The sequence below is a fragment of the Massilia sp. TS11 genome (assembly GCF_022012445.1).
GTDB lineage: Bacteria > Pseudomonadota > Gammaproteobacteria > Burkholderiales > Burkholderiaceae_D > Telluria.
In genome coordinates this window covers 48,715-61,088 of record NZ_JAKLTS010000016.1, presented here as the reverse complement: position 1 = coordinate 61,088, position 12,374 = coordinate 48,715, and the positions used below count along the sequence as shown (strand labels likewise).

Below are 12,374 nucleotides of genomic sequence, written 5' to 3'. Positions count from 1 at the left end.
CCCGGGTAAGAGTTGGCCGCGTGTGCATGAAGCGCTCTGAGCTGTGGTAAACTTAGTGCGTTTAAGCAGCGCCGCAGGAGCGGTAGTTGCCGTAGAAACTGCGGCAACGTGCACAAGGCACACCGGCTGCAAACCCCTAAACGCCGCATCCCGGCATCGATTTATGCCCCTGTCCGCCCCAGTCGCCCGACGCGCATTGCGGCACACGCGCTCCATTCAGGTACTCGCCTTCCAGCGTGAGGACGGCCTGTGGGATCTGGAAGCGTGTCTGCGCGATGTGAAGTCCTTCGACGTGACGCTCGCGAGCGGGACGCGGCCTGCCCATTCCAACCTGCACGATCTGCATCTGCGCCTGACCATCGACACCGACTTTGTGGTGCGCGCGGCCGAGGCCAGCTCGGATGCGGTGCCTTACCCCGGCTATTGCGAGCGCATCGGCCCGGCCTACCAGCAGCTGGTCGGCCTGTCGCTGATGCGCGGTTTTCGCCAGGGCGTGAAGGAGCGCCTGTCCGGCGTGCTCGGGTGTACGCACCTGACGGAATTGGCCCAGGTGTTGCCAACGGCGGCCATCCAGGCCTTCGCCAACGACGTGCTGAAAACGCGCGATGGCGAGCACGATGATGGTCTGCCGCATCAGCCGTTTCAACTGGATAAATGCCATGCCCTGCGGACCGATGGTCCCGGCGTGGCCCGGTTCTACCCGCGTTGGGCCGTCGCGCCTGGCGCGCTGCAAACTTCGTCCGATTCATCCATTTATCAGTTTCAAGAAGGGAAGCCAGCATGAAAATCCATGAGTATCAAGGCAAAGAAATCCTCCGGAAGTACGGAGTGACGGTCCCGCGCGGGATCCCGTGCATGTCCGTGGACGAGGCCGTCAAAGCGGCTGAAACGCTGGGCGGTCCGGTCTGGGTGGTCAAGGCCCAGATCCATGCCGGCGGCCGCGGCAAGGGCGGTGGCGTGAAAGTCGCCAAGTCGCTCGAGCAGGTGAAAGACTATGCCAACCAGATCATGGGCATGCAGCTCGTCACCCACCAGACCGGTCCGGAAGGCCAGAAAGTGCGCCGTCTGCTGATCGAAGAAGGCGCCGACATCCAGAAGGAACTGTATGTCTCGATGGTGACCGACCGTGTCAGCCAGCGCGTGGTGCTGATGGCCTCGAGCGAAGGCGGCATGGACATTGAAGAAGTCGCCGCCACCCATCCGGAAAAAATCCACAAGGTGACGATCGACCCGAGCGTGGGCCTGACCGACGCCGACGCCGACGACATCGCCGCCAAGATCGGCGTGCCGGCCGCCTCGATTGCCGCTGCGCGCGCCAATCTGCAGGGCCTGTACAAAGCCTACTGGGAGACCGACGCCTCGCTGGCCGAAATCAACCCCCTGATCCTGACCGGCGACGGCAAAGTCATCGCCCTCGACGCCAAGTTCAACTTCGACGCCAACGCCCTGTTCCGTCATCCGGAAATCGTCGCCTACCGCGACCTCGATGAGGAAGATCCGGCCGAAGTCGAAGCCTCGAAATTCGATCTGGCCTATATCTCGCTCGACGGTAATATCGGCTGCCTGGTCAACGGCGCCGGTCTGGCCATGGCCACCATGGACACCATCAAGCTGTTCGGCGGCGAGCCGGCCAACTTCCTCGACGTCGGCGGTGGAGCCACGGCCGAGAAGGTGACCGAAGCCTTCAAGATCATGCTGAAAAACCCGGGCCTGAAAGCCATTCTGGTCAACATCTTCGGCGGCATCATGCGCTGCGACGTGATTGCCGAAGGCGTGATCACCGCCTCCAAGGCCGTGTCCCTGGGCGTGCCGCTGGTGGTGCGCATGAAGGGCACCAATGAAGATCTGGGGAAGAAGATGCTGGCCGACTCGGGCCTGCCCATCATCTCCGCCGATACGATGGAAGACGCTGCCAAGCTGGTCGTGCAAGCCGCCGCTGGCCAAGCCTAATGTGAAGGAAACACCATGTCGATTCTGATCAACAAAGACACCAAAGTCATCACCCAAGGTATCACCGGCAAGACCGGCCAGTTCCACACCCGCATGTGCCGCGACTACGCGAACGGCAAGGAATGCTTCGTCGCCGGCGTGAACCCGAAGAAGGCCGGCGAAGACTTCGAAGGCATCCCCATCTACGCGACCGTCAAGGAAGCCAAGGCCCAGACCGGCGCCACCGTGTCGGTCATCTACGTGCCGCCCGCCGGCGCCGCGGCCGCCATCTGGGAAGCCGTCGAAGCCGAACTCGATCTGGCCATCTGCATCACCGAAGGCATCCCCGTGCGTGACATGATGGAAGTCAAGGACCGCATGGCCAAGGCCGGTTCCAAGACCCTGCTGCTGGGTCCGAACTGCCCGGGTCTGATCACCCCCGACGAAATCAAGATCGGCATCATGCCGGGCCACATCCACCGCAAGGGCCGCATCGGCGTGGTATCGCGTTCGGGCACGCTGACCTATGAAGCCGTGGCGCAGCTGACCGCCCTCGGCCTCGGCCAGTCCTCGGCCGTCGGTATCGGTGGCGACCCGATCAACGGTCTCAAGCACATCGACGTGATGAAGATGTTCAACGACGATCCGGATACGGACGCCGTCATCATGATCGGCGAGATCGGCGGTCCGGACGAGGCCAACGCCGCCTACTGGATCAAGGACAATATGAAGAAACCGGTGGTCGGCTTCATCGCCGGCGTCACCGCGCCCCCGGGCAAGCGCATGGGCCACGCCGGCGCGCTGATCTCGGGCGGTGCCGACACCGCCCAGGCCAAGCTGGAAATCATGGAAGCCTGCGGCATCACGGTCACCAAGAACCCGTCCGAAATGGCGCGTCTGCTGAAAGCCATGCTGTAATTTGTAAAACGGCTGCAAGCTGTTGAATAATGAGGGGAGCCGCGTGCTCCCCTTGTTTTTTTCAGCGCGGCAGGAGACCCGGTGGCGACAATTCTGATCACGCGCGACGGCCAGCCCGTCCAGGAAGTCGAGTTGGTGCGCGAGCGCATGACGCTCGGGCGCCATCCGAGCAATGACATCGTGCTCGAGCACCGGGCCGTGTCGGCGCGCCACTGCGTGTTTACCTGCATTCTCGATGACGCTTTTCTCGAGGACCTCGATTCGACCAATGGCACCTTCGTCAATGGCCAGCGGATCCTCAAGCATGTGCTGAACGCGGGCGACCAGATCACGGTGGCCAAGTACCAGATCGCGTTCCGCCCGGGTCCGCGGCGCGCCGCTGCGCCGGTCCCGGCCACGGCCGCCGCCACGCCGGCGCCGCCGCTCGGCCAGATCCGCGTCGAGAACGGCGCCAATGCCGGCAAGACCCTGCTGCTGAATAAGCCGCTGACCACGCTTGGCCGGCCCGGCGTGCTGGTGGTGGTCGTCACGCGCGGGCCGGCCGGCTACACGGTCGCGCATATCGACGGCGACAGCGTGCCCCAGCTGAACGGCAAGCCGATGGCGCGCCAGAGCGCCTGTGTATTGACGCCGGGCGACACGCTCGATCTGGGCGGCACGCGCATGCGCTTCGAGCCGGCGCCTGCCTGAGCCCGCTTGGCACGCAGGTTGCTTATTGAACGCACATCGAATGACCCGAGGAGCTATGCCATGAAGCGAATCCCCCGCCGGCGCCTGGCGCGCGGCTTTACCCTGATCGAGCTGATGATCGTGGTTGCCATCATCGGCATCCTGGCATCGGTGGCGATTCCGGCCTATCAGGACTACGTGGCCAAGTCGCGCTTCGCGGCCGCCCTGGCCGAGATCTCGGGCGGCAAGATCGGGGTCGAGGCCACCCTGAATAATGGCGATGTTCCCGACATCAACAACATCGGGCTGCGCACCCCGACCGACAGTTGCGACATCACCGTGACTGGCGACAATACAGGCACCGGCGTCAACATCATCGAGTGCACGATCAAGGTCGGCCCCGACACGGTGAAGAACCACACGATCACCCTGACCCGTTCGGCCGGCGACACCGGCACCTGGTCCTGCGCCAGCACGGTGGCGCAGAAGTATGCGGGCAAGCCCGAGGCCTGCGTCGGCACCTGAGTGCGCGCTGCCCAACACCAGCGGCCCCTGCGGGGGCCGTTTTTTTTTGCAGCGCAGATGCGGAATTTTGTCAGCGCGTTTTGCGCCTGCCTAAGATTGCAGCAAGTGTCTGACAGTTTTTGTCAATTCAGGGACAAAAAGTGTCCGTGCATGCGGGCTGGAGGGGTTGGCACGCCGATTGCTACATGGGAAGAGCGGTAACGCTTTTTCACCCTTACTGGAGATTGACATGAAATCGATGAAGATGATCAAGAAAGCCCAAGCCGGCTTTACCCTGATTGAACTGATGATCGTGGTTGCCATCATTGGTATCCTGGCTGCCGTGGCTATCCCGGCCTACCAGGACTATGTGGCCAAATCGAAATGGGCCTCGGCTCTGGCGGAAATCTCCGGCGGCAAAACCGGCGTGGAAACCGCGCTGAACGATGGTTCGGCACCGACCCTGGCCGCCACCGGCCTGGCTGCTGCCACCACCAACTGCTCGACCATTGCGGTCGCTGGCGACGGCACCACCACGGCTGCCACCATCACCTGCACGATCAACGGCGGCCCCGCTTCGGTCGCTTCGAAGACCATCACCCTGACCCGTGCCATCGGCGCCACCGGCACCTGGTCCTGCGGTACTCAGGCTCTGCAGAAATACGCCGGCCCGACCAGCGTCTGCACGGGTACCTAATCGCGCCCCTGGCCAGCCTACGCTGGCCGCCACCAGAAACCGCCCGCCTGCCGGGCGGTTTTTTTTGCTCCACAGATAAATCGGGGTCAGACCCCATTTTTCCGATCGGATAAATGGGGTCTGACCCCATTTTTTCTCGGGGCGCTCAGACGATCTTGGCGCGGTCGGAGATCAGGGCTTCGTAGGTGAGGTTCTGCAGCAGCGTGTAGTGGGATGGCTCGAGGCCGAGGAATTGCACGCCATAGGTGTAGATCGGCTCGCTGTCGGGCCGGTCCTCGACCACGCCGGCATTGCGCACGGCCGCCTTGGTAGTGACCCGCACCTGGAGATTGCCCGGCTGGGTCAGCAGGGTGAAGGACAGATTGATCTGCTTGTCCAGCTCGGACAGCTTGCGCGGCGACTCGATCAGCGCCCCCGATACCGACAGATTGACGATGAAGACATTGCAGGTGGCGAAGGCGCGCGAGCCCGTTACCTGGGCCGGAATGTCGACCTTGACGCGCACGGCGGCGCGCAGGCTGGTGCCCTGGATCTGGTCGGGGAAGCTCAGGTGCACGTAATTGATCGGGCGCGGAAACGCGCGCAGCACCGTGCAGGTGAAACTGCACACGTTCACGCCCGTGAACACGCGGATGGTCAGCTTCTCGCCTTCGTTCAGGCCGATCGGGGCGCCGTTCTCGAACGGCGTCTTGACGATCAGGTACTCATCCCGCACATAACCAATCAGTGAGGAAAAGTATTGGACGGGCTTGATCGTCCGGTGCGTGAGAAATTGCAGGCGCCCGCCCACCTGCAAATTCATGGCATCAAATTCGAAGGGTTGCGGCTGCGCTTCGGGAGAGGGTTTGCTCATCCTTGTTTTTTTGATTCCGAATCTTGCCGATAAGCATAAGACTACTGCTTTTGTGACAAGGTGTCGAGTATCGCCAGTGACAAAGATGTAAATACTTCAGGCAAGCAGGAAACGCAGCGGTTCCTCCAGCCGGGCCGCCCAGGCCGTTTCGAGATGGGCGGCGCCGGGGAATCGGCACGAGCGGAAATTCGCTGCGCCATAGCCGGCCTCGCGCACTAGCAGGTCGACCCAGTCCTGATGCGGCGGGTAGAGCGCGTCGAGCGTCTGGTCGCCGGTGTCGAGATAGAGCCGGTGGCTGGCCGGATCGGGCAGATGGGTCTGCAGGTAGCGGAACAGGGCCAGGGGCACGCTCGCGTTCTGGGTCATCAGGCCGGTCCAGTGGGTCGACAGGCCGGCCGCGCCGCCGAACACCTGCGGGTATTCGCACAGCGCGTAGAGCGAAATCAGGCCGCCCATGCTCGAGCCCATGATGGCGGTGTCGGCCCGTCCGGCGCGGGTCGGGTAGCGCGCGTCGATGGCCGGCTTGAGTTCCTCGACCAGAAAGCGCAGATAGGCGTCGGCCTGGGGCGCGCCGCCCAGGCGCTCGCGCACGGCCGTGTCGCGCAGGGCCGGCGGCAGGTAGTCGAGTGCGCGCTGGGGAAAATATTCGGCCGTGCGCAGGCCGTCCTTGTTCCAGATGCCAACCACCATGGTCGGCGCCACGGCGCTGCTGGCGATCAGGCGCGCCAGGGTATCGGCCACCTGCCAGGACTGGCCGTTCCAGGTGCTGCGCGCATCGAACAGCATCTGCCCGTCGTGCATGTAGAGCACGCGCAGCGGGCGCTGTCCGTCGTGCCCGGGCGGCAGCCAGACGTCGATATGGCGCGCCGGCACATGGCGCGAGGGGAAATCGGCCAGGCGCTCGATCCGGCCCACGCCGACCTGGGGCAGACCGGCCGCGCGCGCCAGCGGCGCCGCCAGCAGGGCCAGCAGCAGTTGGCGGCGCTGCCGGCTCATACCGCGGCCACCCAGTCGCCCGATTTGCCGCCGTGCTTTTCGAGCACGCGCACATTCGTCATCAGCATGCCGCGGTCGACCGCCTTGCACATGTCGTAGATGGTCAGCAGGCCGACCTGCACGGCCGTCAGCGCTTCCATTTCGACCCCGGTCTTGCCATAGGTTTCGACCTGGGCGCGGCAGTGCACGCCGGGCAGGGCGTCATCGACCTCGAAGTCGACCGCCACGCGCGTCAGGGCCAGCGGGTGGCACAGGGGAATCAGGTCGCTGGTGCGCTTGGCGGCCATGATGGCGGCGATGCGCGCGATGCCGAGCACGTCGCCCTTTTTGGCCGTGCCTTGGGTGATGTGGGCCAGCGTGGCCGGCAGCATGCGGATCGAACCGGCGGCCACGGCCACGCGGGCGGTGTCGGCCTTGGCGCCGACGTCGACCATATGGGCCTGGCCGGCGGCATCGAAGTGGGTGAGGGTGTCGGCGGAACTCATGAAAGCTGTAACAAACTGTGAGGGAGGCGCGGCCGGGACTGGCATTGTGCGCGGCTGCAGGTATCATAGCACCGTGCTCACTGATCCCGTCCTCCGTGCCGTCCGCCGCGCCCTGGCCCTGCTGGGCTGGGCGACGCTGTCGAGCCTGGCCTTGGCCGCACCGGCCGGCCCGGCCGCGCCGCAGCAAGCCGAGCTGCCTCAGCTCGGCGATGCCGCGCGCGAAGACCTGACCCCGGTGCTCGAACGCCGCCTGGGCGAGGAGATCATGCGCGACATCCGGCGCGACCGCGACTACCTCGACGACGACGTGCTGATCGAATACCTGAACCAGATCGGCAATAATCTGGTGGCGGCGCGGCCCGGCGCGCGCGGCGACGCCAATTTCGACTACTTCTTCTTCGCCGTGCGCGACCCGGCCATCAATGCGTTTGCCCTGCCGGGCGGCTTCATCGCGGTCCACTCGGCCCTGCTGCTGGCGGCCCAGAATGAATCCGAACTGGCCTCGGTGCTGTCGCACGAAATCGGCCACGTGGCCCAGCGCCACATCGCGCGCATGCTCGGCCAGCAGCGCCAGGACGCCCTGATTCCGCTGGCGGCAATGGTGCTGGCCGTGCTGGCCGCGCGCTCGAGCCAGACCGCGTCCGACGTGCCGATCGGCGTGCTGATGGGCGGGCAGGGCCTGGCCATCCAGCGCCAGCTCAATTTCTCGCGCGATGCCGAGCGCGAGGCCGACCGCGTCGGCTTCCAGATCATGACGGCCTCGGGTTTCGACACCTCGGGCATGGTGGCCTTCTTCGGCCGCCTGCAGACGGCCATGCGCGTCTACAGCGATGTGCCGTCCTGGCTGCTGAGCCACCCGCTGACCCAGGAGCGCATCGCCGACATGCAGGCGCGCATCCGCGAGGCGCCTTACCGCCAGCGCGCCGACAGCATCGACTTCCACCTGGCGCGCGCACGCACGCGCGTGCTGCAGGATACGAGCGACGCCGCCCTCAGCGAAACGCGCAAATTCTTCGAGACCCAGCTGCAGCAGGAAAGCCGCCAGCAGAAGACGGCCGCCCAGTACGGCCTGGCCTGCCTGGCCCTGCAGCGCGGCCAGCTGGCCGAAGCCCAGCAGTGGCTGGACGCGGCCCAGACCACCTATGCCAAGCCGCGCCCGGGTGTGCTCTCAGCCGCCGCCAGCGACAGCGATGCCGGCGCCATCTTCGCCCTGACCGCGCTCGAAGTGAAGCTGGCGCCGGGCCAGCCGCCGGCCGTGCTGGCCGCCGCCCTGGACGAGGCGCGCGCGGCCCATGCGCGTTACCCGCTGGCGCGCGGGATTGCGCGCCGCCTGGCCGACGCCCTGTACGCCAATGGCCGCTACGAGGAAGCGGCCGCCTATCTGCGCGACCAGGTGCAGCAGTACCGCAGCGAACCGAAGCTGCACGACGCGCTGGCCAAGACCTATGCGGCCCAGGGCAAGATCGCGCTCCAGCATCTGTCGCTGGCCGAATCGTATGTGCTGCAGGGCGGCACCATGGCCGCGCTCGATCAGCTGGCGCTGGCGCGCAAGGCGCCCGACGCCACCTTCTACGATCAGGCCATCATCGACGCGCGCGAACGTGAGCTGCTGGCGCGCCGCAAGGAAGAGATGAAAGAGAAGAAGCAAAACGGTTAAGCGCACGCCGCGCAGGCGTGCATCCGCAGTTCCACACCACAAGGGGAGTTCATCATGCAGAAATTCATCGCCGTCGCCATCGCCGCCCTGTTCGCCACCAATATCGCCTTCGCCGAAGACGATTGCGCCGCCAAGGCGGTCGGCAAGAATGGCAAGCCGCTGGCCGGCGCCGCCAAAAATTCGTTCATGAAGAAGTGCGAAGCCGAGGCCAAGGCGGCCGCGCCGGCCCCGAGCTGCGAAGCCAAGGCCATCGACAAGAACGGCAAGGCCCTGGCCGGCGCCGCCAAGAACGCCTTCATGAAGAAGTGCGAGGCCGACGCCAAGAAAGGCTAAGCAGGCTGCGGGTGTTGCACATAGCCGAAGCGGGCCGGCAGGCTGGCCCGCTCGAGCGCTTCCACCTCCAGGGTCTGGCCGGCGACCGTCAGCTGCAGCCGGCCACGCGGCGCGGCCAGCCAGTCGAGCAGGCCATCGTCGGCCAGCGGCGCGCCCTCCAGGCGTAGCAGGCCGAGCAGGCTGGCGACGTCGCGGTCGTCGATCTGGGCCAGGCGGCCGCCGGCCCGCACCAGCACCTCGCCAATCTCGGTCAGGCCGGCCCAGTCGAGCGGACCGGCCGGCTCGCCCGTGTGCAGCAGCAGACCGGCCTCGGGATCGGTGCGCGCCACGAAGGGCGTGGTTTCCAGCGCCACATACACGCGCTGGGGGCCGTTCTGAAAATACCAGCAGCCGCGCGCGTCGGCCAGATAATTGCGGTTGATGAAGCCGACCAGGGCTGGGTTGCTCAGCTTGTCGCCGGGCAGTTTCAGCTGCTGGGCGCGCTCATCGCGCATGCGCCAGTGGCCGCGCGCATCGAGCGCCAGCCAGCCGTAGCAGTGGGGCACATTCGGCCATTTGGCCATGGCCTGTTTGACGATCTCATCCATATCAAGCGTGGTCGAGGAAATGCAGCAGGCGCTGCGGCAGCCAGTCGAGCCGGCCCGGCAGGCCGCCGACGGCAAAGCCGACATGGCCGCCATGTTCGGGATAATCGAGCGTCACCGCGGCCGAGGCATGGCGCGGCAGGTGTACGCCGGGCAGAAACGGGTCGTTGCGGGCATTGAGCACGAGGGTCGGCACGGTGATGTCGGGCAGCACATGCTTGGCGCTGGCGCGGTCCCAGTAGTCGTCCGTGTTGCGGTAGCCGTGCAGCGGCGCCGTCACCACATTATCGAAGGCATACAGGTCGCGCGCGGCCAGCAGGGCCTGGCGGTCGAACAGGCCCGGATACTGCTGCAGCTTGGCCAGGCACTTGGGCTTGAGCGTCTGCAGGAACATGCGCGTGTACAGGCGGTTGAAGCCGGACGACAGGGCCGCCCCGCCCGCGGCCAGGTCGAGCGGGGCCGAGACGGCGCAGGCCGCGCGCACGAAGCCGGCGCCGCTGCCTTCCTCGCCGAGCCAGCGCAGCAGGGCATTGCCGCCGAGCGAGACGCCGCACGCGTACACGGGGCCGCTGGCGCGCGCGGCCAGGCGCCGCAGGATCCAGTCGATTTCGCGCGCATCGCCCGAATGGTAGAAGCGCGGCGCACGGTTGAGTTCGCCCGAGCAGCCGCGGAAATGCGGCACCGCCCCGGCCCAGCCGCGCGCCTGCACGGCCGCCATCAGGGCGCGCGCGTAGTGGCTGTCGGACGAGCCCTCGAGCCCGTGGAACAGCACCACCAGCGGCTGGCCGGCGGCGGCGTCGATGAAGTCGACATCGATGAAGTCGGCATCGGGCGTGTCCCAGCGCTCGCGCCGGTAGTGCAGGCGCGGCTTGCGGCTCCAGAGTGCCGGGACGATGGTTTGCAGATGTCCGCCCGGCAGCCACACGGGCTGGGTGTAGTGCATGGTCAGTGCAGGATGGCTGGCATGTTCGGCAAGGCTGGCGCATTGCCGGGCGCCACAGAGGCATGGTGCAGCACCAGCCGCCAGCCTTTGGGCGTCTTGTGGTAGACATTGGTGGCGACCAGATAGTTCGGTTCGCCGCTGGCCAGGGTCGCGCCTTCGATCACCGTGTGCACCGAGGCCATCAGATTATGGGTCTCGTGCAGGGCCGAGGGATGGATGTCCAGGCCGCCATGGGACAGAATCGCTTCCCACGAGGCCTGGATCTCGGCATGCCCGTGCAGGCGCGGCCCGCCCGGGTGGATGCAGACGATCTCTTCGTCGTCGGCCCAGAGCGCCATCAGCGCGGCCACGTCGCCGCGGTTGATCGCATCGTAGAAGGCCGTTTCGACCTCCTGCGGCGAGCCGTTATTGTGCTTGCGGCGCTTCTCGGCCATGGGCGTCAGTGGTGCCCGGCCGACACGCCCGGCTTGAGCTGGTAGACGGTGCCGCAGTACGGGCATTTGGCCTGGCCGTGGTGGTCAAAGTCGAGGAAGACCTTGGGATGGCCGGACCACAGCGGCATGGCCGGGTTGGGGCAGTAGGCGGGCAGGTCCTTGCCGTCGAGTTCGACGGCGGCGGTCGGGGTCGTGCTCATTGAGTCTCCGAAAGCAATCCAATGGGAAAAGCATGATTCTAAAGCATTGGGCCACGCGCTTTGTCCAAGCCCGCTACAATGTTGCTTCCACGCTTCATCCACAGCCATGTCGAGCCCGCCTACCCACCTCAGCGATATTCCCGATCCGGACGCCTACCGCGCCGCCCTCAAGGTCGGACTGCCGTCGCTGTTTGGTATCTGCGCCTGGGGTCTGGTGGTCGGCGTGGCCATGATCAAGAGCGGGCTGAGCGTGCCGCAGGCCCTGGGCATGACCCTGCTGACCTTCGCCGGCTCGGCCCAGCTGGCCTCGCTGCCCCTGATCGCGGCCGGCGCCCCGGTCTGGGTGGTGTTCGTCACGGCCCTCGTCGTCAATCTGCGCTTCGTCATTTTCTCGGTGCTGATGGCGCCCCATTTCGCCCATCTGCCCTGGCGCCAGCGCCTGCTGTACGGCTATTCCTCGGGCGACTTCTCGGTGGCCCTGTTCCTGCAGCGCTATCCGGAGGAGGCCCCGGCCCCCGGCAAGCTGTCCTTCCTGAAAGGCCTGCTGTGGCCGAACTGGGCGGCCTGGCAGAGCGGCTCGATCGTCGGCATCCTGCTCGGCGCCGTCGTGCCCAGCGCCTGGGGCCTGGAGTTCGCTGGCAGCCTGGCCATCCTGTGCATTCTGGTGCCGCTGACGGCCAGCCGGCCGGCCCTGCTGGGCGTGCTGGTGGCGGCCGCTGTGTCGATTCTGGCGGCCGGCCTGCCCTATAAACTCGGCATGCTGGCGGCGGTGCTGGTGGGCATGCTGACGGCCATGCTGGCCGAGGAAATGGGCGCCGCCTGGAAGGCCAAACACCGATGAGCGCACTCGAGATCTGGATCACCATCTGCGCCATGGCCTGCGCCACGGCCATCACGCGCGCCGGCTTCTGGCTGGTGGGCCACCACATCAATCTGCCGCCGCGCGTGCAGGAAGTGCTGCGCTATGCGCCGGCCTGTGCGCTGGCGGCCATCGTCGCGCCCGATATGCTGGGCACGGGCGCCCAGTTTTCCTTCAGCCTGCACAATGCCAAATTGCTCGCTGGCGTGGCCGCGATTGCCTTCTATTTGCTGCGGCGCGACATGTTGCAGACGATCGTTTTCGGAATGCTAAGTTTTACCGTGTTGCGACTGAGCTTGGGGTAAAATATGGG

The 12,374-nt window shown here is 66.0% G+C and carries 17 protein-coding genes; 10 read left to right on the top strand and 7 right to left on the bottom strand.

Annotated features, from left to right (window positions below; genetic code table 11):
* The first annotated feature begins 163 nt into the window (after positions 1 to 163).
* The 6 genes from LZ005_RS19085 (at position 164) to LZ005_RS19060 (ending at position 4,717) form a co-directional block, all read left to right on the top strand.
* A complete protein-coding gene (locus tag LZ005_RS19085; RefSeq protein WP_237810098.1) occupies positions 164 to 784 on the top strand; it encodes a DUF2889 domain-containing protein in 621 nt (206 codons plus the stop codon).
* A complete protein-coding gene (gene sucC / locus LZ005_RS19080) occupies positions 781 to 1,950 on the top strand; it encodes an ADP-forming succinate--CoA ligase subunit beta (RefSeq protein ID WP_237810097.1) in 1,170 nt (389 codons plus the stop codon). The genes LZ005_RS19085 and sucC overlap by 4 nt, the downstream gene beginning before the upstream one ends.
* A 15-nt stretch (positions 1,951 to 1,965) precedes the next feature.
* Positions 1,966 to 2,847 carry a succinate--CoA ligase subunit alpha gene (gene sucD / locus LZ005_RS19075; protein WP_237810096.1) on the top strand — a complete coding sequence of 294 codons (882 nt, stop codon included), beginning with the start codon at positions 1,966 to 1,968 and terminating at the stop codon, positions 2,845 to 2,847.
* An 81-nt stretch (positions 2,848 to 2,928) separates the two neighbouring features.
* Positions 2,929 to 3,537, top strand: a complete 609-nt coding sequence (locus LZ005_RS19070; RefSeq protein WP_237810095.1) for an FHA domain-containing protein — start codon at positions 2,929 to 2,931, stop codon at positions 3,535 to 3,537.
* A 60-nt stretch (positions 3,538 to 3,597) separates the two neighbouring features.
* Positions 3,598 to 4,041, top strand: coding sequence for a pilin (locus LZ005_RS19065; RefSeq protein WP_237810094.1), 444 nt, complete (start codon positions 3,598 to 3,600; stop codon positions 4,039 to 4,041).
* Positions 4,042 to 4,270: 229 nt separating this feature from the next.
* Positions 4,271 to 4,717 carry a pilin gene (locus tag LZ005_RS19060; RefSeq protein WP_237810093.1) on the top strand — a complete coding sequence of 149 codons (447 nt, stop codon included), beginning with the start codon at positions 4,271 to 4,273 and terminating at the stop codon, positions 4,715 to 4,717.
* Positions 4,718 to 4,862: 145 nt separating this feature from the next.
* On the opposite strand, the gene LZ005_RS19055 is transcribed toward LZ005_RS19060, so the two are convergent.
* From LZ005_RS19055 to moaC, 3 genes are all read right to left on the bottom strand, one after another.
* Positions 4,863 to 5,570 (bottom strand): flagellar brake protein, encoded by a 708-nt coding sequence (locus tag LZ005_RS19055; RefSeq protein WP_237810092.1) that lies wholly within the window; start codon positions 5,568 to 5,570, stop codon positions 4,863 to 4,865.
* A 96-nt stretch (positions 5,571 to 5,666) separates the two neighbouring features.
* On the bottom strand, positions 5,667 to 6,566 hold the full coding sequence (locus LZ005_RS19050; protein ID WP_237810091.1) for an alpha/beta hydrolase: 900 nt from the start codon (positions 6,564 to 6,566) through the stop codon (positions 5,667 to 5,669).
* Positions 6,563 to 7,051 carry a cyclic pyranopterin monophosphate synthase MoaC gene (gene moaC / locus LZ005_RS19045; protein ID WP_237810090.1) on the bottom strand — a complete coding sequence of 163 codons (489 nt, stop codon included), beginning with the start codon at positions 7,049 to 7,051 and terminating at the stop codon, positions 6,563 to 6,565. Before moaC ends, LZ005_RS19050 begins: the two co-directional genes overlap by 4 nt.
* Before the next feature lie 73 nt (positions 7,052 to 7,124).
* On the opposite strand from moaC, the gene LZ005_RS19040 reads away from it, so the two are divergent.
* The gene (locus LZ005_RS19040) at positions 7,125 to 8,708 is read left to right on the top strand and encodes a M48 family metalloprotease (protein ID WP_237810089.1); all 1,584 of its coding nucleotides are present in this window, start codon (positions 7,125 to 7,127) and stop codon (positions 8,706 to 8,708) included.
* 54 nt (positions 8,709 to 8,762) lie between these two features.
* Positions 8,763 to 9,041, top strand: a complete 279-nt coding sequence (locus LZ005_RS19035) for a hypothetical protein (protein WP_237810088.1) — start codon at positions 8,763 to 8,765, stop codon at positions 9,039 to 9,041.
* Here LZ005_RS19035 and LZ005_RS19030 read toward each other — a convergent pair.
* The 4 genes from LZ005_RS19030 to LZ005_RS19015 are packed head-to-tail and all read right to left on the bottom strand — an operon-like array spanning position 9,038 to position 11,202.
* Positions 9,038 to 9,628: a DUF2946 family protein gene (locus LZ005_RS19030; protein WP_237810087.1), complete on the bottom strand. Its 591-nt coding sequence runs from the start codon at positions 9,626 to 9,628 to the stop codon at positions 9,038 to 9,040. The two genes, LZ005_RS19035 and LZ005_RS19030, sit on opposite strands and share 4 nt — an antisense overlap.
* Before the next feature lies 1 nt (position 9,629).
* A complete protein-coding gene (locus LZ005_RS19025; RefSeq protein WP_237810086.1) occupies positions 9,630 to 10,568 on the bottom strand; it encodes a YheT family hydrolase in 939 nt (312 codons plus the stop codon).
* 2 nt (positions 10,569 to 10,570) lie between these two features.
* Positions 10,571 to 11,002: a nuclear transport factor 2 family protein gene (locus LZ005_RS19020; RefSeq protein ID WP_237810085.1), complete on the bottom strand. Its 432-nt coding sequence runs from the start codon at positions 11,000 to 11,002 to the stop codon at positions 10,571 to 10,573.
* Between the two features lie 5 nt (positions 11,003 to 11,007).
* The gene (locus LZ005_RS19015; RefSeq protein WP_237810084.1) at positions 11,008 to 11,202 is read right to left on the bottom strand and encodes a zinc-finger domain-containing protein; all 195 of its coding nucleotides are present in this window, start codon (positions 11,200 to 11,202) and stop codon (positions 11,008 to 11,010) included.
* A gap of 106 nt (positions 11,203 to 11,308) precedes the next feature.
* On the opposite strand from LZ005_RS19015, the gene LZ005_RS19010 reads away from it, so the two are divergent.
* Together LZ005_RS19010 and LZ005_RS19005 are read left to right on the top strand one after the other, a co-directional pair.
* Positions 11,309 to 12,043 carry an AzlC family ABC transporter permease gene (locus tag LZ005_RS19010; RefSeq protein WP_237810083.1) on the top strand — a complete coding sequence of 245 codons (735 nt, stop codon included), beginning with the start codon at positions 11,309 to 11,311 and terminating at the stop codon, positions 12,041 to 12,043.
* The gene (locus tag LZ005_RS19005) at positions 12,040 to 12,366 is read left to right on the top strand and encodes an AzlD domain-containing protein (protein ID WP_237810082.1); all 327 of its coding nucleotides are present in this window, start codon (positions 12,040 to 12,042) and stop codon (positions 12,364 to 12,366) included. Before LZ005_RS19010 ends, LZ005_RS19005 begins: the two co-directional genes overlap by 4 nt.
* The last annotated feature ends 8 nt before the right edge of the window (positions 12,367 to 12,374 follow it).